This window comes from Streptomyces sp. NPDC005004 (assembly GCF_053600675.1).
In genome coordinates this window covers 394,209-413,698 of sequence record NZ_JBSGAH010000001.1, presented here as the reverse complement: position 1 = coordinate 413,698, position 19,490 = coordinate 394,209, and the positions used below count along the sequence as shown (strand labels likewise).

General features: G+C 71.8%; 20 protein-coding genes. 12 read left to right on the top strand and 8 right to left on the bottom strand.

Annotated elements, in window-relative coordinates; translation table 11 throughout:
* Positions 1-34 precede the first annotated feature (34 nt).
* From ACWEEU_RS01895 to ACWEEU_RS01885, 3 genes are all read right to left on the bottom strand, one after another.
* Entirely contained in the window at positions 35-1,342 is a 1,308-nt protein-coding gene (locus ACWEEU_RS01895; RefSeq protein WP_385750266.1) for a PP2C family protein-serine/threonine phosphatase, read from the bottom strand.
* Between the two features lie 298 nt (positions 1,343-1,640).
* Positions 1,641-2,768 carry an NlpC/P60 family protein gene (locus ACWEEU_RS01890; protein WP_451727422.1) on the bottom strand — a complete coding sequence of 376 codons (1,128 nt, stop codon included), beginning with the start codon at positions 2,766-2,768 and terminating at the stop codon, positions 1,641-1,643.
* A gap of 248 nt (positions 2,769-3,016) precedes the next feature.
* Positions 3,017-3,832 (bottom strand): class I SAM-dependent methyltransferase, encoded by an 816-nt coding sequence (locus tag ACWEEU_RS01885; protein WP_451727420.1) that lies wholly within the window; start codon positions 3,830-3,832, stop codon positions 3,017-3,019.
* Positions 3,833-4,159: 327 nt separating this feature from the next.
* Here ACWEEU_RS01885 and mshA point away from each other — a divergent pair, with 327 nt between their 5' ends.
* Together mshA and ACWEEU_RS01875 are read left to right on the top strand one after the other, a co-directional pair.
* A complete protein-coding gene (gene mshA, locus ACWEEU_RS01880) occupies positions 4,160-5,497 on the top strand; it encodes a D-inositol-3-phosphate glycosyltransferase (protein ID WP_451727417.1) in 1,338 nt (445 codons plus the stop codon).
* Positions 5,498-5,739: 242 nt separating this feature from the next.
* A complete protein-coding gene (locus ACWEEU_RS01875; RefSeq protein WP_451727589.1) occupies positions 5,740-6,240 on the top strand; it encodes a YbjN domain-containing protein in 501 nt (166 codons plus the stop codon).
* A gap of 7 nt (positions 6,241-6,247) precedes the next feature.
* On the opposite strand, the gene ACWEEU_RS01870 is transcribed toward ACWEEU_RS01875, so the two are convergent.
* Positions 6,248-7,045 (bottom strand): AraC family transcriptional regulator, encoded by a 798-nt coding sequence (locus tag ACWEEU_RS01870; protein ID WP_451727414.1) that lies wholly within the window; start codon positions 7,043-7,045, stop codon positions 6,248-6,250.
* 50 nt (positions 7,046-7,095) lie between these two features.
* Here ACWEEU_RS01870 and ACWEEU_RS01865 point away from each other — a divergent pair, with 50 nt between their 5' ends.
* The gene (locus ACWEEU_RS01865; RefSeq protein ID WP_385750272.1) at positions 7,096-7,542 is read left to right on the top strand and encodes a DUF2000 family protein; all 447 of its coding nucleotides are present in this window, start codon (positions 7,096-7,098) and stop codon (positions 7,540-7,542) included.
* A 57-nt stretch (positions 7,543-7,599) separates the two neighbouring features.
* Here ACWEEU_RS01865 and ACWEEU_RS01860 read toward each other — a convergent pair whose 3' ends face one another.
* Positions 7,600-8,916: an MDR family MFS transporter gene (locus tag ACWEEU_RS01860; protein WP_451727410.1), complete on the bottom strand. Its 1,317-nt coding sequence runs from the start codon at positions 8,914-8,916 to the stop codon at positions 7,600-7,602.
* Positions 8,917-9,091: 175 nt separating this feature from the next.
* Between ACWEEU_RS01860 and ACWEEU_RS01855 the strand changes: the two genes are divergently transcribed.
* Both ACWEEU_RS01855 and ACWEEU_RS01850 read left to right on the top strand, forming a co-directional pair.
* Positions 9,092-9,853 (top strand): phosphoglyceromutase, encoded by a 762-nt coding sequence (locus ACWEEU_RS01855; protein ID WP_385750275.1) that lies wholly within the window; start codon positions 9,092-9,094, stop codon positions 9,851-9,853.
* A gap of 78 nt (positions 9,854-9,931) precedes the next feature.
* Entirely contained in the window at positions 9,932-10,417 is a 486-nt protein-coding gene (locus ACWEEU_RS01850; RefSeq protein WP_451727407.1) for a DUF4265 domain-containing protein, read from the top strand.
* Between the two features lie 132 nt (positions 10,418-10,549).
* Here the strand turns inward: ACWEEU_RS01850 and ACWEEU_RS01845 are convergent, their stop codons facing one another.
* On the bottom strand, positions 10,550-10,702 hold the full coding sequence (locus ACWEEU_RS01845) for a hypothetical protein (RefSeq protein ID WP_385750280.1): 153 nt from the start codon (positions 10,700-10,702) through the stop codon (positions 10,550-10,552).
* Positions 10,703-10,976: 274 nt separating this feature from the next.
* Complete coding sequence (gene phoU / locus ACWEEU_RS01840) at positions 10,977-11,675, bottom strand: phosphate signaling complex protein PhoU (RefSeq protein ID WP_451727403.1); 699 nt, start codon at positions 11,673-11,675, stop codon at positions 10,977-10,979.
* Between the two features lie 221 nt (positions 11,676-11,896).
* Here phoU and ACWEEU_RS01835 point away from each other — a divergent pair, with 221 nt between their 5' ends.
* Both ACWEEU_RS01835 and ACWEEU_RS01830 read left to right on the top strand, forming a co-directional pair.
* Entirely contained in the window at positions 11,897-13,192 is a 1,296-nt protein-coding gene (locus tag ACWEEU_RS01835) for a sensor histidine kinase (RefSeq protein WP_385750286.1), read from the top strand.
* Positions 13,189-13,869: a response regulator transcription factor gene (locus ACWEEU_RS01830; protein ID WP_018548425.1), complete on the top strand. Its 681-nt coding sequence runs from the start codon at positions 13,189-13,191 to the stop codon at positions 13,867-13,869. The genes ACWEEU_RS01835 and ACWEEU_RS01830 overlap by 4 nt, the downstream gene beginning before the upstream one ends.
* Before the next feature lie 109 nt (positions 13,870-13,978).
* Here the strand turns inward: ACWEEU_RS01830 and ACWEEU_RS01825 are convergent, their stop codons facing one another.
* Complete coding sequence (locus tag ACWEEU_RS01825; protein ID WP_451727399.1) at positions 13,979-14,674, bottom strand: DUF461 domain-containing protein; 696 nt, start codon at positions 14,672-14,674, stop codon at positions 13,979-13,981.
* A 782-nt stretch (positions 14,675-15,456) separates the two neighbouring features.
* Here ACWEEU_RS01825 and ACWEEU_RS01820 point away from each other — a divergent pair.
* From ACWEEU_RS01820 to cysS, 5 genes are all read left to right on the top strand, one after another.
* Complete coding sequence (locus tag ACWEEU_RS01820) at positions 15,457-15,939, top strand: CarD family transcriptional regulator (protein WP_003953493.1); 483 nt, start codon at positions 15,457-15,459, stop codon at positions 15,937-15,939.
* 322 nt (positions 15,940-16,261) lie between these two features.
* Positions 16,262-17,026, top strand: coding sequence for a 2-C-methyl-D-erythritol 4-phosphate cytidylyltransferase (ispD, locus tag ACWEEU_RS01815; RefSeq protein ID WP_385751270.1), 765 nt, complete (start codon positions 16,262-16,264; stop codon positions 17,024-17,026).
* Positions 17,016-17,510 carry a 2-C-methyl-D-erythritol 2,4-cyclodiphosphate synthase gene (gene ispF / locus ACWEEU_RS01810; RefSeq protein WP_385751268.1) on the top strand — a complete coding sequence of 165 codons (495 nt, stop codon included), beginning with the start codon at positions 17,016-17,018 and terminating at the stop codon, positions 17,508-17,510. Before ispD ends, ispF begins: the two co-directional genes overlap by 11 nt.
* Before the next feature lie 96 nt (positions 17,511-17,606).
* Positions 17,607-18,011 carry a PPOX class F420-dependent oxidoreductase gene (locus ACWEEU_RS01805; protein WP_385751266.1) on the top strand — a complete coding sequence of 135 codons (405 nt, stop codon included), beginning with the start codon at positions 17,607-17,609 and terminating at the stop codon, positions 18,009-18,011.
* Positions 18,012-18,078: 67 nt separating this feature from the next.
* On the top strand, positions 18,079-19,482 hold the full coding sequence (cysS, locus tag ACWEEU_RS01800; RefSeq protein WP_385751264.1) for a cysteine--tRNA ligase: 1,404 nt from the start codon (positions 18,079-18,081) through the stop codon (positions 19,480-19,482).
* The last annotated feature ends 8 nt before the right edge of the window (positions 19,483-19,490 follow it).

Genomic DNA, 19,490 nt, shown 5'->3' with positions numbered 1-19,490 from the left:
GCCCAGCCCCTGCCCGGTCCAGCCCAGGGGACCGTTACCGCTGGCGCTCCAGCAGCACGACCGCCACGTCGTCCGTGAGGTCGCCCCCGTTGAGGTCGCGGGCCTCGTTGACCGCCGCGCGCAGCAGTTCCTCGCCGCGCAGGCCCTCGGAGAGCTGGCGGTGGATCATGGCGGTCATGCCGTCCTGGCCGAGACGGTCGCCGTCGGTGCCGACACGGCCCTCGATCAGGCCGTCGGTGTAGAGCATCAGGCTCCACTCGGCACCCAGCTCGACCTGCATCCGAGGCCAGCGGGCGCCGGGCAGCAGCCCGAGCGCGGGACCGTTGTTCTCGTACGGCAGCAGGCGCGGTACGGGCGTGCCCGCGCCGGGGCGTACCAGCAGCGGGGACGGATGACCGGCCAGGCACAGGCCGGCCCGGCGGCCGTCCGGGGAGATGTCCACGGTGCAGAGGGTCGCGAAGATCTCCTCGTGGGCGCGCTCGTGGATCAGTACCTCCTGGAGGGTGTCCAGGAGCTGGTCCCCGCACAGCCCGGCCAGGGTCAGCGCCCGCCAGGCGATGCGCAGCTCCACGCCGAGCGCCGCCTCGTCCGGGCCGTGGCCGCAGACGTCGCCGATCATGGCGTGCACGGTCCCGTCGGGGGTGCGTACCGCGTCGTAGAAGTCGCCGCCGAGCAGCGCTCGGGAGCGGCCGGGGCGGTAGCGGGCGGCGAAGCGCAGCCCCGAGCCCTCGAGCAGCGGGGTCGGCAGCAGACCGCGCTCAAGGCGCCGGTTCTCCTGCGCGCGCAGCTTGCCCTCGGCCAGGCGCCGCTCGGCGGTGTCGGAGCGCTTGCGCTCGACGGCGTAGCGGATGGCGCGGTTGAGCAGCCTGCTGTCCAGCTCGTCGCGGAACAGATAGTCCTGGGCGCCCACGCGCACGGCCTCGGCACCGCGCTCGGCGTCGCCGGAGGCGGTCAGCGCGATCACCGCCTGCCGGGGGGCCAGCTCCAGCACCTGGCGCAGTACGGCCAGCTCGTCGGGGTCCTCGGGGCGGCCGGAGGCGGGCAGGGCGAGGTCCAGCAGGATGCAGTGGACGTCGTCGGTGAGCAGCCGTCCCGCCTCGGTGAGGTTGCGGGCGGTGCGCACGCGGATGGGCTTGCCGGAGGCGTCCAGCAGCTCGGGCACGATCGGCCCGGCCGGGTCGTCCTCGATCAGCAGCAGGGTGAGCGGTCCGGCGGTGGCGCCGTGGGGCGTGGTGTCGTGGCCGGCCTCCTGTTCGAGGGGGCCGCCGAACACGGTGGCGGCCCGCGCCTGACCACTTTCCACGGCCGGGATCGCCCTCTGCCGCGGTATGGGTACGGGCATCTTCCTGGGTTCCTTCGCTCCCCCCGAGGGTGGTGGTGTCGAGGGGTCTCGATCCACCGTCGGGTGACCATAGCGGTTGGGGCGGTTCCGGCGGAATGGTGTGAGCCGCGTCGCTCGGGTGCGGACGGTCGCCATGTGCCGTGCGGCGCAAGGGGGTTCGGGGTGCGCCGGGCGGCGCCGGGATGACGAAGCTCACTCGGCGGACGGGGTCCGGGGTGGAGTCGGTCACACAGGCGCGGGGGCGCCGGGGGTGGCACGGGTCACGCCGGGCGGTGTACGACGGCGCCCGGCGCGGCGGTCAGCCGTTCGGCCGTACGACGCCCAGGATCGGCATCGTCCCCGCGCCGGTCACCGTCACCGTGCGCCCGGGACGCGGCGCGTGGATGATCTTGCCGTCCCCGGCGTACATCGCGACGTGCGTGGCGTCGTCGAAGTAGATGATCAGGTCCCCGGGGCGCATGTCCTTCACCGCCACGTGGGGGAGCCGGCGCCACTGCTCCTGCGAGGTGCGCGGGATGGGACGGCCCGCCGCGGCCCACGCCTGCGAGGTGAGCCCGGAGCAGTCGAAGGAGTCGGGTCCCTCGGCGCCCCAGACGTACGGCTTGCCGAGCTGGGCGGTGGCGAACGCGACCGCCTTCCTTCCCTCGGCGGAGGTCTTGTCGCTGATGCCGTCGAGGACACCGGTGTCGACCCAGGCGGTCTGCGCCGCGTGGGCGGCCTTCCGCTCCAGCTCGGCCAGCCGCTCCTTCTCCTTCTTCTCCAGCCCCGACTCGACCAGTTCGGCGTCCGCGATCCGCTTCTTGATCTTCTTCTTCGCGGCGGCCTTGTCCTCGCGGTCGGCCTCCAGCTTCTTCATCCGGGCGGCGGCGTCGTCCGAGTCGGCCTGCAACTCCTTCTGGGTGCGGGCCATTTCGGTGAGCAGTTTCCTGGTCGCCCGCTCGCCGTTGAGGATCGTCGCCGCCGAGTCCGCGAACTGCTGCGGGTCGTCGCTGAGCAGGAACCGCGCCGTGGGCGGCAGTCCGCCGTTGCGGTACTGGGCGCGGGCGGCCGCGCCCGCCTGGTCCTTGAGCCGCTTCAGCTTCCGCCTGCCCTCCGCGATCCGCTCGTTGAGGTCGTCGACCCGCGCGGACTGCTTCTCGGCCTTCTCCTCGGCCGCGTTGTAGGCGTCGGTGGCGACGGCGGCCTCGTGGTACAGCCGGTCGAGCCGCTTGCGGATCTTCTGCAGGTCCTTGTCGGGGGCGGGCGTCGGCGTCGTGCTCGGCGCGGGGCTCCCGGGGAGCGTGGGCGAGGGCGAGCCGGACGCGGGCGGCGGCGCGGAGGGTTCGGACGGCACCGAGGCGAACGCCGTACCGGCACCTGCCAGCACGGTCACCGCGCAGACCACGGTCACGGCGGTGGCGAGCAGGCCGCGCTTGCCCGAACCCATACGTCCCCCCAAACTGATTTACCGTCAGTAACCTGTGCCGTCCGAGGGATCGTGCCACGAATGGGCCCGAAGTGACAGAGGTCGTACGAAGTCGTACTCCCGGTTGCCTCTTTCGGACCGCTGCGACACTCGCTCCTCCCGCACTTCCCCCCGGAGGGAGCCGTTACGACGATCTTCCGCGGGTGTGACGTACGGCGCACGGAGATCGTTCCCCCGTGGTTCCCGGGGCGTTGGGGCTCAGTACCCGCTCAGTAGCCGCGGGGCGCCAACGCGGCCCAGTCCACGGTGACTTCGCCCTGGCGCCAGCGCGCGGGACCGTCCGTCACGGGCCAGTCGGCCGTCAGGTCCCGCACCGTGCGCAGCCAGCGCTGGCGGGCGCCGTAGGAGGCGAAGGGCGCGGCGGCGGCCCACGCGCGGTCGAAGTCGCGCAGGAAGGCGTGCACCGGTTCGCCCGGCACGTTGCGGTGGATCAGCGCCTTCGGCAGCCGCTCGGCGAGGTCGGAGGGACGCTCAAGGGAGCCGAGCCGGGTCGCGAAGGTCACCGTGCGCGGGCCCTCGGGACCGAGCGCGACCCACACGTGCCGTCGCCCGACCTCGTCGCACGTCCCCTCGACCAGCAGCCCGCCGCGCGAGGCGCCGTCCGCCGGGGCGAGCCGCGCGCACAGTCGCTCCCACACGGCGGCGACCTGCTCCTCGTCGTACTGCCGCAGCACGTTCGCCGCGCGGATCAGCATCGGCCGCCCGGGCACCGGGATCTCGAACCCGCCGTGCCGGAAGGTCAGCCCCTCGCGCTCGTACGGCCGCGCGGCCGCGACCCGTTCGGGTTCGATCTCGACGCCGACCACCCGGGTGCCGGGTGCGGCGGTGCGCAGGCGGCCCAGCAGTTCCACGGCGGTCCAGGGCGCGGCGCCGTAGCCGAGGTCGACGGCCACCGGCGCGTCCGCGCGGCGCAGCTCGGCGCCGTGCGTGGCCGCGATCCAGCGGTCCATGCGGCGCAGCCGGTTGGGGTTGGTGGTGCCGCGCGTCACCGTGCCTACGGGTCGTGAGGTCGCGCGGTTCGCCATGGATACGAGGGTAAGCGGGGGCGGAGGGGCTTTGGCCGGGCGTGTGCCGGTGCGGGGCGCGTGGCCGGCCGGGAAGCGTGCTGGTGCGGACCGGCGTGCCGGTCCCGGAGGCGTGCCGGTCCCGGAGGCGCGCCGGGGGCCGGGCTCTTGGCGGTCTTGGACTCGCGCCGGGTCCGAACGGTTGAGCGAATCATGGTCATGATTGGGTAAAGCCGCTTGATCGGGCCGGTCATCGGAAATGGGCGGACACCCGTCGGGTGTTCACGTCCGGGAGGGCTGGGTCGGTCCTCCGGTCGTCATGGCCGCGCCCAGGAGGAGGAACGCCACGTGAGCCAGTACGTCAGCAGGCTCGGGCGTCGCTCCCCGGCGGCTCCGCCCCGGCTGAGGCTGCACCGCAGGCCGCGCCGGGTCGCCATGCTCTCCGTGCACACCTCGCCGCTCCACCAGCCCGGCACCGGCGACGCGGGCGGCATGAACGTCTACATCGTGGAGCTGGCCCAGCGCCTGGCCGCGATCAACATCGAGGTCGAGATCTTCACCCGGGCCACCTCCGGCGACCTCGCCCCCACCGTCCAGCTCGCCCCCGGCGTCCTGGTCCGGCACGTGGACGCGGGCCCCTACGAGGGCCTGGCCAAGGAGGACCTGCCCGCGCAGCTCTGCGCCTTCACCCACGGCGTCATGCAGGCGTGGGCCGGACACCGCCCCGGCCACTACGACCTCGTCCACTCCCACTACTGGCTCTCCGGGCACGTCGGCTGGCTCGCCGCCCAGCGCTGGGGCGTCCCGCTGGTCCACGCCATGCACACCATGGCCAAGGTCAAGAACGCCAGCCTGGCCGCGGGCGACACTCCCGAGCCCGCCGCGCGGGTGATCGGTGAGACCCAGATCGTGCACGCCGCCGGGCGGCTCATCGCCAACACCGCCGAGGAGGCCGCCGAACTCGTCCGGCACTACGAGGCCGACCCCGCCAAGGTCGCCGTCGTCCACCCCGGCGTGAACCTCGGCCGCTTCCGCGTCGCCGACGGCCGCGCCGCCGCCCGCGCCCGGCTCGGGCTGCCGCAGGACGCCCTGATCCCCCTCTTCGCCGGCCGGATACAGCCCCTCAAGGCCCCCGACGTGCTGCTCCGCGCCGTCGCCCATCTCCTGGACGAGCGCCCCGAGCTGCGGCAGAGGATCGTCGTGCCCGTCGTGGGCGGACCCAGCGGCAGCGGCCTCGCCAAGCCCGAGGGGCTGCAGAAGCTCGCCGCACGGCTGGGCATCGCGGACGTCGTACGGTTCCGGCCGCCGGTCGGACAGGAACAGCTCGCGGACTGGTTCCGGGCCGCGTCCGTCCTGGTCATGCCGTCCTACAGCGAGTCCTTCGGTCTCGTCGCCATCGAGGCGCAGGCCACCGGTACACCGGTGATCGCCGCCTCGGTCGGCGGCCTCCCGGTCGCCGTCCGCGACGGCGAGACCGGCTTCCTCGTCGACGGCCACGACCCGGCCGCCTACGCCCGCGTCCTGCGCCGCTTCGCCGACGACCCCACCCTCTCCGCCCGCATGGGCGCCGCCGCCGCCCGCCACGCCCTCGGCTTCGGCTGGGACGCCTCGGCGGCGGCCACGGCGGACGTGTACACGGCCGCGATGTCGACGCACCGGCGTCGCGTACGCTCGCCGCATGGGTGAGACGGGGGCCATGGGCGGTGCTCACCTGGGTGGCGCCCTCCTGGGGGAGGCCGGCCTGGGCGGTGCGCACATGGACGCGCCCACCATGGGTGGTCCGGGAGGCTTGGGCCGTTGCCCACATGGGGTCCGACGACATGGGCGAGGCGAACATGGGTAGCGGGGCGAACATGGGTGAAGCGCACACGGACAACGCGCACACGGACGACGCGCACATGGGCGAGGCGCACACGGACGACGCGCACATGGACGACACCAACAGGGCCGCGCGCGTGATCGAGGACGCCCTCAAGGAAGCCGAGCTGGAGTGGGAGAGCCCCGAGCCCGGGTCCTACGTCGTCAAGCTCCCCGGCACCCACAAGCTCTCCACCACCGTGTCGTTCCTCGTCGGCCGCCACACCCTCTCCGTGAACGCCTTCGTCATCCGGCACCCCGACGAGAACGAGGCAGGCGTCCACCGCTGGCTCCTGGAGCGCAACCTCAAGCTGTACGGCGTGAGTTACGCCGTCGACCGCCTCGGCGACGTCTACGTCACCGCCCGCCTCCCCCTCGCCGCCGTCACCCCCGACGAGATCGACCGCCTCCTCGGCCAGGTCCTCGAAGCGGCCGACGGCGCCTTCAACACCCTCCTGGAACTCGGCTTCGCCACCGCCATCCGCAAGGAACACGCCTGGCGCGTCTCCCGCGGCGAGTCCACTCGCAACCTGGACGCCTTCGCCCACCTGCTCCGCCGCGAAGAGAGCTGACGCGACGTCAGGCGCGACCGCCCCGGTAGCGCCCCGGAGTCACCCCCACCAACCGCTTGAAGTGCCGGGTGAGATGGGCCTGGTCGCAGAATCCGGTGGCCGTCGCGACCTCGCTCGGCGGCAGACCGTCGAGCAGAAGACGACGGGCGCGGCCCACGCGGCGGGAGGTCAGGTACTGGTGGGGCGGGATGCCGTAGGCGGTGCTGAACGTCCGCACCAGATGGGCGGGATGGGCGTGCAGGAGCCGACCGGCGTCCGCGAGGGTGAGGCGCCCGGCGACCTGCTCGTCCAGCAACTCCCGCAGCCGACGTGCCAGTACGGGATCAGGGCGCCCCGGCTGCCTTTCCCGCCGCCCGAGATGGTCCCGCAACAGCTCCCCGACCAGGGCGAGACGGCTCTCCGCCTCCAGTTCGTCCCCCGCCCGGAGCAGCGCCCCGTGCAGTCGCCCCACCCGCTCGCGCAGCACCGTGTCCACCAGGTCGGGGCCGTCGACGGCGGCACCGATCAACTCCTCGCCGAGCAGGCTCTCGTCGAGGTACAGCACCCGCTTGCGGAAGCCGTCCGGGGTCGCGGCGGCGCCGTTGTGCGGCACATGCGGGGGCAGCAGGGTGACCGTGTCGCGCGGGGTGCCGTGCTCGTGCCGCCCGAGGTCGTACCGCACCACGCCGTCGTCCACGATCAGCAGCGTCCAGGCGTCGTGGACGTGCATCGGATACGCGTACTCCGTGAAACGGGCGTGAAACACCTCCACGACACCCGGCACACGCGGGCGCCAGGCGGAGACGTCACGCTGATCGGCGGCCACGCATAAAACGTACAAGACGCCGCCCCGCCCCGGTCGGCAGTCTCGGCGACATGAACGAACAGCCCCTTCTCCCCGACGCCCCCGTCACCCGGTTCGACACCAAGATCGCCGTGCTGCTCCGGGACGACCTGGAGACCTGGCAGCGGCTCAACGTCACCGCGTTCCTGGTCAGCGGCCTGGGCAGCCAGGTCCCCGAGGTGGTGGGCGCGCCGTACGAAGACGCCGACGGTGTGGGTTACCTGCCCATGTTCCGGCAGCCCGTGATGGTCTTCGAGGGCTCCAAGGAGACCCTGTGTGCGGCCCACACACGTGCGCTCGCCCGCGCCCTGCCCCGCGCCCTCTTCACCGCCGACCTCTTCGCCACCGGCAACGACCACGACAACCGGGCAGCCGTACGGGCCGTACCCACGGCGGAACTCGACCTGGTCGGTCTCGCGGTGTACGGCCCGAGGAACGGGGTGGACAAGGTGGTGAAGGGGGCGCGGATGCACCCCTAGGGCCGGTCTGACACTTCTCGTCTGCCGCGCGACGCCATGCACGCACTCTCGGCGGAGTCAGGCGGTACGCAGCTCGGCGGGGGTGTCCGAGACCTCGGCACCGTCGTCCGCCGAGGCGGGTGCTGCCTGGACGGGGTCGGTCTGGGCGGCGGCCACCGTCTCCTCCTTCGGCAGCCCCCGCATCAGCACCCCGTACCCGAGCCCCGCCACCGTGCCGATCACCGCGCACCCGCCCCACAGCCACGCCGCACCGAAGCGGTCGATCACCGCGCCGGCGACCAGCGGGGCGACCAGGGCGGCGGCGGACCAGGACAGGCCGTAGACGCCCTGGTAGCGGCCGCGCCCGTGGACGGGGGAGAGGCGGACGACGAGGCTGGTCTGGGTCGGCGCGTTGACGATCTCGGCGAGGGTCCACACCACGACCGTCAGCGCGAACAGCCCGACCGACCCGGCGAAGGCGGTGAGCCCGAAGCCGTAGCCCGCGAGCAGCGAGGAGACGACGAGCAGCGTGCGGGCGTCGCGGTGCTCGATGAAGCGGGTGACCGGGATCTGCAGGACGACGATGAGGATGCCGTTCACGGCGATGGCCAGGCCGTAGTCCGCCGGGGAGAACCCGGCGCGCCCCATGGCCACCGGCAGTCCGACCGAACCCTGCTGGAAGATCAGCGCGATGAGGAAGGACAGTCCGACGACCGCCATGTACCGCCGGTCGCGCAGCACGGTGCCGAGACCGACCTGGTCCCCCGTCTCCTTGGCGGCGGGCGCCGGGCGGGACTCGGGCAGCTTGAGGAAGACGACGACCGCGCAGATCAGCGTCATGCCCGCCTCGATGAGGAATCCGGCGCGGTAGCTGTAGCGGGCGATGAAGCCGGCGCCCATGGAGGAGACGGCGAAACCGAGGTTGATCGCCCAGTAGTTGAGCGAGAAGGCGCGGACGCGGTCCTCGGGGCGCACGATGTCGGCCATCATGGCCTGCACGGCGGGACGCGAGGCGTTCGAGGCGGCGCCGACCAGGAAGGCGACGGCCGCGATGGCGACCGGGTCGCGCACGAAGCCGAGCAGGGCGACCGCGGCGGCGGTGGACAACTGCGCGACCAGCAGCGTCGGCCGCCTGCCGAACCGGTCCGCCATCACCCCGCCGCCCAGCGAGGAGACGACCCCGCCGAGTCCGTGCAGGGAGGCGACGAGACCGGCGTAGGAGGCGGAGTAGCCGCGGTCGAGCGTCAGATACAGCGCCATGAAGGTGGCGACGAACGCGCCGAGCCGGTTGATCAGGGTGCTGGTCCACAGCCACCAGAAGGCGCGGGGCATACCGGAGACGGAGGCGCGGACGGCCGATGCGAGACGGCCGACGGGCGCGGCGAGCGCGGACATGTGGACAAGACCCCCGGGTAAGTGGTGCTGGCGGTGAGCGCAACTTACTCTGGCAGCGTTGTCGGAGGCCACTCAATTAACAGATGCCGTCAACTGTGGGTGCGGCCGCGGGCGCCGTCGTCGGCGCCGTGGGCGGCCGGACCGGTCGTCCGGGAGGTGGATTACGCTCTGACCCATGGCCGACGCACCGTACAAGCTGATCCTCCTCCGCCACGGCGAGAGCGAGTGGAACGCGAAGAACCTGTTCACCGGCTGGGTGGACGTCAACCTCAACGAGAAGGGCGAGAAGGAGGCGGTCCGCGGCGGTGAGCTGCTGAAGGACGCCGGCCTGCTGCCCGACGTGGTCCACACGTCGCTCCAGAAGCGCGCGATCCGCACGGCCCAGCTCTCGCTGGAGGCCGCGGACCGCCACTGGATCCCGGTCCACCGCAGCTGGCGCCTGAACGAGCGGCACTACGGCGCGCTCCAGGGGAAGAACAAGGCGGAGACGCTGGCCGAGTTCGGCGAGGAGCAGTTCATGCTCTGGCGCCGCTCCTACGACACCCCGCCGCCGCCGCTCCCGCGCGACGCGGAGTACTCCCAGTTCAACGACGCCCGCTACGCGGACCTCCCCCCGGAGCTGCGCCCCCAGACGGAGTGCCTCAAGGACGTCGTCGTCCGTATGCTCCCCTACTGGTACGACAACATCGTCCCCGACCTCCTCGACGGCAACACCGTCCTGGTCGCCGCCCACGGCAACAGCCTCCGCGCCCTGGTCAAGCACCTGGACGGCATCTCCGACGAGGACATCGCGGGCCTGAACATCCCGACCGGCATCCCGCTCTACTACGAGCTCGACGCCGACTTCAAGCCGGTCACCCCCGGCGGCAAGTACCTGGACCCCGAGGCGGCGAAGGCCGCGATCGAGGCCGTGAAGAACCAGGGCAAGAAGAAGTAACGCCGCCCTCGGCTTTTCCGGAGGCCCCCTTTCTGCGGGAAGGGGGCCTTCAGTGTTTCCGGGTATGGAGAGGACAGCATGACCAACCCCGAAATCCCCTACGTGAAGGTCCACTTCCGGATGGAGGTCGAGGACGACTGGCCTCCGGTCTCCGTGGAGAGTCTGTGGGCCGTCGATCTGGGGGACGGCACCGTGCGGCTCGACAACGTGCCCTGGTTCGTGCGGGGTGTCGCCTGCGGGGACGTCGTGACCACCGCGGCCGACGAGGAGGGCGTGCGGTGGGGCGGTGCGGTGGTCCGGCATTCGGAGAACTGCACCGTGCGCCTGATCGTGCTGCGGGACGGCGGCTCGGGGGCGGCGCGGCAGAGCGTGCTCAACGCGTTCCGGGAGCTCGGTGTCGAGGGGGAGGGCATCGAGCGGTTCGGCATGGTCGCCCTGGACGTCCCGCCCACCGCCGACCTCGTCAGAGTGCGGCGGCTGCTTCGGCATGGCGTCGACAAGGAGTGGTGGGACATGGAGGAGGCCTGCGTCACCACGCGATGGCGGGCGGTCTCCGCAGGCTGACGCGGCACGGGACGGACCTCCGTAGCGCTCGCTCCGTTCTCCGGGCGGCGCAGCCGCATTCTCCTCGTCGTACAGGCAGATGAGGGGGCCCCGCCCCCAGAAGGCGCCGGCCCCCTCACCGCCCGTACACCCTCAGCCGCACTGGCAGGGCGCCCCCGACTGGCAGCCGCAGCCGCAGCCCGAGCCGCAGCCGCACGCCGCGATCAGGGGGAGGGAAAGGGGGCTGGCGGGCTGGTCGGTCCGCTCGGGCTGGGTGGGGTCGGGTTGGGTGGGGGATTCGGGCATGGGTCCTCCTCGACACGGGGGCCAGGTGGCCCCGACCGTTCCATGCCCAATTCCAGGGCCGTGCCTACGGGGTATCAACGGCGCATTCAGGGCGCATGGGGGCGTCCGCACGCCCCCGGACAAGTCCGGGCGCGGGCAGAGTGGTTCGGTGTGCCTCGCCCGTCCCGCACGCAACTCCCGTGGCACATGGGGGAGGTTCCGCACGGCTCGCCCGCCTTGCCGGCAAGCGTCGGCACATCGGTGACTCCCACCCCACCGGCAACCCCCGGCACCCTCAGCCCTGTTCCGTGCCGCCCACCGCCGGAGGCACCTCCTGCTGCTGCTGGAGTTCGTCCGCGTGCTCGCCCGTCACCAGGTAGACGACCCGCTTGGCGACGGCCACCGCGTGGTCCGCGTAGCGCTCGTAGTAGCGGCCGAGGAGGGTGACGTCGACCGCGGTCTCGATGCCGTGCTTCCAGCGGTCGTCGATCAGGTGCTGGAAGAGGGTGCGGTGGAGGAGGTCCATCTCGTCGTCGTCCTGCTCCAGCTGGAGGGCGAGGTCGACGTCCTTGGTGATGATGACCTCCGCCGCCTTCGCCATGAGCCGCTGCGCGAGCTGGCCCATCTCCAGGATGGTGGCGTGCAGGTACTGCGGGACCGCCCGGTCGGGGAAGCGCAGCCGGGCCAGCTTGGCCACGTGCTGGGCGAGGTCGCCCGAGCGCTCCAGATCGGCGGACATGCGCAGCGACGTCACGACGATGCGCAGATCGGTGGCCACCGGCTGCTGGCGGGCCAGCAGGGCTATGGCCCGGGCCTCCAGGTCGTGCTGGAGCTCGTCGACCTTCTGGTCGGCCTCGATCACGCTCTCGGCCAGCTTGAGATCGGCGTCCAGGATGGCGGTGGTGGCGCGCCCGATCGCCGAGCCGACCAGCCGGGCCATCTCCACCAGACCGTCGCCGATCGAGTCCAGTTCCTCGTGGTACGCGTCCCGCATCAGTTCCCTCTCCTACGTACAGTCCTACGTACGGCCGGGGCCCACCCGTGCGGACCCCGTGTCCACACCGCCCCACGCTCCCACGTTCCGCCCCGTACGCGTCCGTTTCCGCCACCCGGCGTGAACGCCCACTGGCCTGAAGGTGAACTCTGGGCGACGAGTGTCCGAGGTCGCACTCCGGTGGCTGTGGGCAGGTCGTACCCCGTGCCTAACCTGGTCACATGGACGTGAACGCGGCGGTCGCCGCAGCGGCGGCGATCGCCGGGGTGCTCACCGGCGTGATCGCCGTGCTGGCGTTCCGCTGGAGCGAGCGCGACCAGAAGCGGCCCACCCGGACCTCGCTGCACACCGACGCGGTGCTGCCGCCCGGCGTGGACACCGTGCTGTCGGTGCTGCGCTCCTCGGCGGTCGTACTGGACGAGGCGGACGCCGTGGTCAAGGCCAGCTCCGCCGCGTACGCCCTCGGTCTGGTCCGGGGCGGCAAGCTCGCGGTCGAGCCGATGCTCCAGATGGCCCGGGACACCCGGCGCGACGGCGAGATACGCCAGGTGGAGCTGGACCTGCCCCGGCGCGGCACCGGACGCGGCGAGGCCCTCGCGGTCTCGGCGCGCGTCGCCCCGCTGGGCTCCCGCCTGGTGCTGCTGCTGGTCGAGGACCTGACCGAGGCCCGCCGTATCGAGGCGGTACGACGCGACTTCGTGGCCAACGTGAGCCACGAGCTGAAGACCCCGACCGGCGCCCTCTCCCTGCTCTCCGAGGCCGTCATGGACGCCTCCGACGACCCCGAGGCCGTCCAGCGCTTCGCGGGCCGCATGCAGATCGAGGCGACCCGGCTGACCAACCTGGTCCAGGAGCTGATCGACCTCTCCCGGGTGCAGAACGACGACCCGCTGGAGGACGCCGAGCCGGTCCGCGTGGACGAGCTGGTCGCCGAGGCCGTGGACCGCTGCCGTCACCAGGCCGGTGCGAAGCAGATCACCATGGCCGCCGCGATCCAGGGCCCCGAGCGCCCCGCCTCCGAGGGCGGCGGCCGTCGCGCCGGCACCGAACTGCGCGTCTGGGGCAACCGTGGCCAGCTCGCCGCAGCGCTCGGCAACCTGGTCGAGAACGCCGTCAACTACTCCCCGGCCCGCACCCGCGTCGGCATAGCCGCCCGGCGGGTCGCCGCGCCCGGCGGCGACCTCATCGAGCTGGCCGTCACCGACCAGGGCATCGGCATCTCCGACAAGGACAAGGAGCGCATCTTCGAGCGCTTCTACCGCGTCGACCCGGCCCGCTCGCGCGCCACCGGAGGCACCGGCCTCGGGCTCGCGATCGTCAAGCACGTCGTCGCCTCGCACGGCGGCGAGGTCTCGGTCTGGAGCGCCGAGGGCCAGGGCTCCACCTTCACTCTGCGACTGCCGGAGGCGGGCGCCGCCCGCGCCCGCGCGGCACAGCTCCCCGGCCTCGACGACGAGGACGGGGCCGGCGACCCATCCCCTTACGAACCGCTTCCCGCCCCGGAGGTCCTTCCGTGACCCGAGTGCTCGTCGTCGAGGACGAGGAGTCCTTCTCCGACGCCCTGTCGTACATGCTCCGCAAGGAGGGCTTCGAGGTCGCCGTGGCGGCGACCGGCCCCGACGGACTGGAAGAGTTCGAGCGCAACGGCGCCGATCTCGTGCTCCTCGACCTGATGCTGCCGGGGCTGCCCGGCACGGAGGTGTGCCGTCAGTTGCGCGGCCGCTCCAACGTCCCGGTGATCATGGTGACCGCCAAGGACAGCGAGATCGACAAGGTCGTCGGCCTGGAGATAGGGGCCGACGACTACGTGACCAAGCCCTTCTCCTCGCGCGAGCTGGTCGCCCGCATCCGCGCGGTGCTGCGCCGGCGCGGCGAGCCGGAGGAGGTCACCCCGGCCGCGCTGGAGGCGGGACCGGTCCGTATGGACGTGGACCGCCATGTGGTGACCGTCGGCGGTGCCAAGGTCGATCTCCCGCTGAAGGAGTTCGACCTGCTGGAGATGCTGCTGCGCAACGCGGGCCGGGTGCTGACCCGGATGCAGCTCATCGACCGGGTGTGGGGCGCGGACTACGTGGGCGACACGAAGACCCTCGACGTCCACGTCAAGCGCCTGCGCGCCAAGATCGAGCCGGACCCGGGCGCGCCGCGCTTCCTGGTCACCGTGCGCGGGCTCGGCTACAAGTTCGAGCCGTAGGCCGTCCGGCCGCCCACCGCTGCAAACCGGTTCGGCGGACTGCCGGTGCAAGCGGTGAAGGGCGGCACCCCGGGGAACCGGGGTGCCGCCCTTCACCGTTCGCGGAGGCTCAGTGACCGGCGGCCGACTGCGAGGCGGAGTCGGACGGCGTCGCCTTCTCGCCGGCCTTGTGCGAGGCGCCCGCGGCGGGGGCGGATGCCTTGCCGTCCGCGGAGGCGCTGCTGCCCGGCTGCGGAGAGGCCGAGGAGGAGGCAGAGGAGGACGGCGACGCCGAGGTGGACGGCGCCGACGGGATCTCGCTCGGGCCCCACTTGGTGAAGTAGCTGGTGGCCGGGACCACGAAGGCGCGCAGGCTGACCGCGCCGGTCTTGCTGAAGGTGAAGGTGACCTTCTGGGCGTTGCCGTTGCGGACGATCTCGCTGCCGCTCGCGAGCATGGCGGAGGCGTTGCCCTTGCCGCCGAGGATCAGGGAGCCGTGCGGCGGGACGGTCAGGCTCTGGCCCTTGGCGGGCTTGAGCTCGACTTTCTCGTTCACACCCGGGACGGTGATCGACTGGAGGGTCTGGGCGTCCTTGCCCGAGTTGAAGAGCGTCGCGGAGATCGCGAGGGGGCCCGTGGCCTTGGGGTCGGGCTGCGTGATCACCAGGGCGTTCTGGACCTTGATGGTGCCCACGCTGGTCGCCGCGTTGTCGGGCTTGATCTCCAGGGTCTGGGCGTCGTTGCCGGCACCGCAGGCGGCGAGCATGGCCAGCGGGAGGGCGATGGCGGAGGCGGCGAGGGCGCCGCGTCGAAGGCTGCTGCTCACGGCGGCGGCAACTCCTTGAACGCACGGACGGCCTTCTTTGTAAAGCCGCCCTAAGTATCAGTCAGCGGGCTTAGGCTACCGAGCCGTTCCAGGACGACCGCACCCGACCCTCCCCAAGACCCTGCCGTCCCTCCGGGTGGGCGAGCGGAGAACCCGCCACGACACGCCGGTACGGCACACCGGACGACCGGTGCACACCTTGCGACACACCGCGTGACACGCCGCGCGAATTTCCGGTGAAGGAATGCGGTGCCCGGGATTTCCGCCGCCCGATTGACCCACGTGATTGAGCAGGATTGAGCCACCTGATTGAGCCACTCGATTGACCGGCCGCTATTGACGCGCCGTATTGCCGGTCCGCAATGAGCGTTCCGGGTGATCCTTCGGATCACGGGAGTGACCCATCCGTCTCTTCATCCGCTTCATCATCATCGGCAACATCCGTCACTGATCCACCGCCCGCCGGACCCCCTGTGATCAATTCCGGATTCGTCTCGTACCGGCCCCCGGTCATCGAACGAAGCACCGGAAGTCGTACGCTTGGCGGTAGGCAAACCGGGACATTCGTCCGCTCGGAGTGGGTCTGAGGAGCGTGTGACGTACGCGTTTCACGCCGCCCGCAGAGCCGCTCCGACCTGCGAATACCCGGTTCCGTAGGCGGCCCGCAGCACGTTCCGGTCGCTGTTGTCAAGCCCCGAGATATGCCCTGACCTGCGAAAACGCCATTCAGAAGACGCCGTATCCGTGTTACCCTGGATAGCCACGGAAGGGGTACCTGTCACATGACGTTCAAGGTTGGCGACACCGTGGTCTATCCCCATCACGGGGCCGCGCTGATCGAGGCCATCGAAACTCGCCAGATCAAAGGCGTGGACAAGACCTACTTGGTGCTGAAGGTCGCCCAGGGTGACCTGACGGTACGTGTGCCAGCGGACAATGCGGAGTTCGTCGGCGTGCGTGATGTGGTCGGTCAGGACGGGCTGGACCGGGTCTTCGAGGTGCTGCGCGCGCCGTATGCCGAGGAGCCCACGAACTGGTCGCGTCGTTACAAGGCAAATCTGGAGAAGCTCGCCTCCGGCGATGTCATCAAGGTCGCGGAAGTCGTGCGTGACCTGTGGCGTCGCGAGCGCGAGCGCGGACTCTCCGCCGGTGAGAAGCGGATGCTCGCCAAGGCCCGCCAGATCCTGGTGAGCGAGCTGGCTCTCGCGGAGAACACGAACGAGGACAAGGCCGAGGCGCTGCTCGACGAGGTACTCGCCTCCTGACGTCCGGCAGGCAGCCCCCTGTCTGCTTCCGACGCGCGCACTTTTGAGCCGCCGCTCACGAGTGGGCGCGCCAGGCACAGCCACGATGCCGCGGTGCCCGACGACACTGAACCTGTCGCGGGTGCCGCGGCGTTCTCGTACCCCGTCACCGCCACACCACGCACAGAACCTGTCGTACGACTCGGAGAACCCCCGATACTGGTGTGCCGGGTCCGGGTGACGGCTCGACCAGGGTCACGGAAGGGTCCGGTCAAGGCGTGCCGCCCGGCACTCCTCCAGGCCATACCCACCCAGGACGAGCACACAAACCTGACAGGAACCGATGTCTGACGAATCGCGTCCCGCGCCCGCCGAGTCCCCTTACGGGAGCCGTGTCGCCGCCGTGATCCCGGCTGCCGGGCGGGGCGTACGCCTCGGTCCGGGCGCCCCCAAGGCGCTGCGCGCGCTGAACGGCACGCCGATGCTGATCCACGCGATCCGCGCCCTGGCCGCCTCTCGGTCCGTCTCCCTGGTCGTCGTCGTGGCCCCGCCGGACGGCGCCGCCGAGGTGAAGTCCCTGCTCGACGACCACGCCCTGCCCGAGCGCACCGACTTCCTGGTCGTCCCCGGCGGGGAGAGCCGCCAGGAGTCCGTCCGGTTCGGCCTCGACGCGCTGCCGCCGGAGTACGACGTCGTCCTCGTGCACGACGCGGCCCGTCCGCTGGTCCCGGTGGACACCGTGGACGCGGTCGTGGAGGCGGTGCGCTCCGGCGCCCCGGCCGTGGTCCCGGCCCTGCCGCTGGCCGACACCGTCAAGGAGGTCGAGCCCGCCGCGGTCCCCGGCGAGCCCGAGCCCGTGCTCGGCACGCCCGAGCGGGCCCGGCTGCGCGCGGTGCAGACCCCGCAGGGCTTCGACCGGGCGACGCTGGTGCGCGCCCACGAAAGCGTCACCGAGGACGTGACCGACGACGCGAGCATGGTCGAGCGGCTCGGCGCGCGGGTCGTGACCGTGCCCGGCCACGAAGAGGCGTTCAAGGTCACCCGTCCCCTCGACCTCGTCCTCGCGGAGGCGGTCCTCAACCGCAGGAGGCTCAACGATGGCTTCTGAGATCCCGGCGCTGCCCCAGGTCGGCATCGGCACCGACATCCACGCCTTCGAGGAGGGCCGCGAGCTGTGGTGCGCGGGCCTGAAGTGGGAGAACGCCGGGCCCGGACTGGCCGGACACTCCGACGCGGATGTCGTCGCGCACGCCGCCTGCAACGCCCTGTTCTCCGCCGCCGGGCTAGGTGACCTCGGGCAGCACTTCGGCACCGGGCGCCCCGAGTGGGCCGGCGCCTCCGGGGTCGCGCTGCTCACCGAGGCGGCCCGGATCGTGCGCGCGGCCGGGTTCGCCGTCGGCAACGTCGCCGTCCAGGTCGTCGGGCCCCGCCCGAAGATCGGCAAGCGCCGGGAGGAGGCGCAGCAGATCCTGTCCGCCGCCGTCGGCGCGCCCGTCTCGGTCTCCGGTGCCACCACCGACGGGCTCGGCTTCCCCGGGCGGGAGGAAGGGTTGATGGCGGTCGCGACCGCCCTCGTCGTACGGGTGGGCTGACCACGCCCGAGCGCGTGGGCCGACGCTTTCGCCGTGCGGGTGAGCGGAGGGCGTGCGAGGGTACCCGCAGAGTCATCGCCGACCGAGGAGGTACCCATGTCCGCCGCCCTGTCCGACCGGCTCAAGGCCCTGCTGGACACCCCCGTCTTCATCGTCGTCGGAACCGTCCAGCCCGACGGCAGTCCCCAGCTGTCGCCGGTATGGGTGAAGCGGGACGGCGACGACGTGCTCTTCTCCACCACCGCGGACCGGCGCAAGAAGAAGAACCTGGACCGCGACCCGCACGTGTCCGTGGTGGTCATGGACCCCGAGCGTCCCTACGAGTACGCCGAGATCCGCGGCATCGCCGAGATGACCACCGAGGGCGGCCAGGAACTGATCGACGAGCTGTCGGAGAAGTACACCGGCAAGAAGTACGCGGACTTCAACCCGGCCTCCGCCCAGGACGCCGAGCGGGTCGTCGTCCGGATCACCCCGCGCAAGGTGGTCGGCAGCCTCTGACCGGGCCCCGGACACGACAAGGGCGGTACGGGGCATGGCACTGCCCCGCGCCCACTACCCTGGGGGGGTGACTATTCGCCTGTACGACACCAGCGCCCGGCAGATTCGCGACTTCACCCCGGTCAAGCCGGGCTGTGTCTCGATCTACCTGTGTGGCGCCACCGTGCAGGCGGCCCCCCACATCGGGCACATCCGCTCGGGCCTGAACTTCGACATCATGCGCCGCTGGTTCGCGTACCGCGGCTACGACGTGACGTTCATCCGCAACGTCACCGACATCGACGACAAGATCATCACCAAGGCCCACGAGCAGAACCGCCCCTGGTGGTCGATCGGCTACGAGAACGAGCGCGCCTTCAACGACGCGTACACCGCCCTCGGCTGCCTGCCGCCCAGCTACGAGCCCCGCGCCACCGGCCACATCACCGAGATGATCGAGATGATGGAGGGCCTGATCGAGCGCGGCCACGCCTACGCGGCGGACGGCAACGTCTACTTCGACGTGCGCTCGTTCCCCGACTACCTGGAGCTGTCCCGCCAGGAGCTGGACAACCTGCTCCAGCCCTCGGGCGACGGCGAGACCGGCAAGCGGGACCCGCGCGACTTCGCGATGTGGAAGGCGGCCAAGCCGGGCGAGCCGAGCTGGCCGACGCCGTGGGGTCCCGGCCGTCCCGGCTGGCACCTGGAGTGCTCGGCCATGGCGCACAAATACCTGGGCTCGGTCTTCGACATCCACGGCGGCGGTCTCGACCTGATCTTCCCGCACCACGAGAACGAGATCGCGCAGGCCAGGGCCTACGGCGACGAGTTCGCGCGGTACTGGGTGCACAACGCCTGGGTCACCATGGCGGGCGACAAGATGTCCAAGTCGCTCGGCAACAGCGTGCTGGTCTCCGAGATGGTCAAGCAGTGGCGCCCGATCGTGCTGCGCTACTACCTCGGCACCCCGCACTACCGCTCGATGATCGAGTACAGCGAGGAGTCGCTGCGCGAGGCCGAGACCGCGTTCGCGCGCATCGAGGGATTCGTGCAGCGCGTCCTGGAGAAGGCCGGGGGCACGGTCGAACCGGCCGCCGAGGTGCCGCCCGCCTTCGCCGAGGCGATGGACGACGACCTGGGTGTCCCGCAGGCGCTCGCCGTCGTGCACACCACGGTCCGCCAGGGCAACAGCGCGCTGGCCGCCGACGACAAGGAGGGCGCCGTCGCCCGCCTCGCCGAGGTCCGCGCCATGCTCGGCGTGCTCGGCCTCGACCCGCTGGACCCCCAGTGGGCCGGCGAGGGCGGCGAGCGCGGCGAGGACCTCCATGGCGTGGTGGACAGTCTGGTCAGGCTCGTCCTCGACCAGCGCGAGTCGGCCCGCGCCCGCAAGGACTGGGCCACCGCCGACGCCATCCGCGACCAGCTCGGCCAGTCCGGGCTCGTCGTCGAGGACAGCCCCCAGGGTCCGCGCTGGAGCCTCGGCGCCCGCTGACCCCTGCT

Coding starts and splice junctions, on each gene's coding strand:
- ispF (WP_385751268.1), top strand. CDS start 17,016: ATGGCTTCTGAGATCCCGGCGCTGCCCCAGGTCGGCATCGGCACCGAC.
- phoU (WP_451727403.1), bottom strand. CDS start 11,675: ATGCGGGACGCGTACCACGAGGAACTGGACTCGATCGGCGACGGTCTG.
- ispD (WP_385751270.1), top strand. CDS start 16,262: ATGTCTGACGAATCGCGTCCCGCGCCCGCCGAGTCCCCTTACGGGAGC.
- ACWEEU_RS01890 (WP_451727422.1), bottom strand. CDS start 2,768: ATGGGTTCGGGCAAGCGCGGCCTGCTCGCCACCGCCGTGACCGTGGTC.
- ACWEEU_RS01895 (WP_385750266.1), bottom strand. CDS start 1,342: ATGCCCGTACCCATACCGCGGCAGAGGGCGATCCCGGCCGTGGAAAGT.
- ACWEEU_RS01885 (WP_451727420.1), bottom strand. CDS start 3,832: ATGGCGAACCGCGCGACCTCACGACCCGTAGGCACGGTGACGCGCGGC.
- ACWEEU_RS01850 (WP_451727407.1), top strand. CDS start 9,932: ATGACCAACCCCGAAATCCCCTACGTGAAGGTCCACTTCCGGATGGAG.
- ACWEEU_RS01845 (WP_385750280.1), bottom strand. CDS start 10,702: ATGCCCGAATCCCCCACCCAACCCGACCCCACCCAGCCCGAGCGGACC.
- ACWEEU_RS01860 (WP_451727410.1), bottom strand. CDS start 8,916: ATGTCCGCGCTCGCCGCGCCCGTCGGCCGTCTCGCATCGGCCGTCCGC.
- ACWEEU_RS01820 (WP_003953493.1), top strand. CDS start 15,457: ATGACGTTCAAGGTTGGCGACACCGTGGTCTATCCCCATCACGGGGCC.
- ACWEEU_RS01865 (WP_385750272.1), top strand. CDS start 7,096: ATGAACGAACAGCCCCTTCTCCCCGACGCCCCCGTCACCCGGTTCGAC.
- ACWEEU_RS01855 (WP_385750275.1), top strand. CDS start 9,092: ATGGCCGACGCACCGTACAAGCTGATCCTCCTCCGCCACGGCGAGAGC.
- ACWEEU_RS01805 (WP_385751266.1), top strand. CDS start 17,607: ATGTCCGCCGCCCTGTCCGACCGGCTCAAGGCCCTGCTGGACACCCCC.
- ACWEEU_RS01875 (WP_451727589.1), top strand. CDS start 5,740: ATGGACGACACCAACAGGGCCGCGCGCGTGATCGAGGACGCCCTCAAG.
- ACWEEU_RS01835 (WP_385750286.1), top strand. CDS start 11,897: ATGGACGTGAACGCGGCGGTCGCCGCAGCGGCGGCGATCGCCGGGGTG.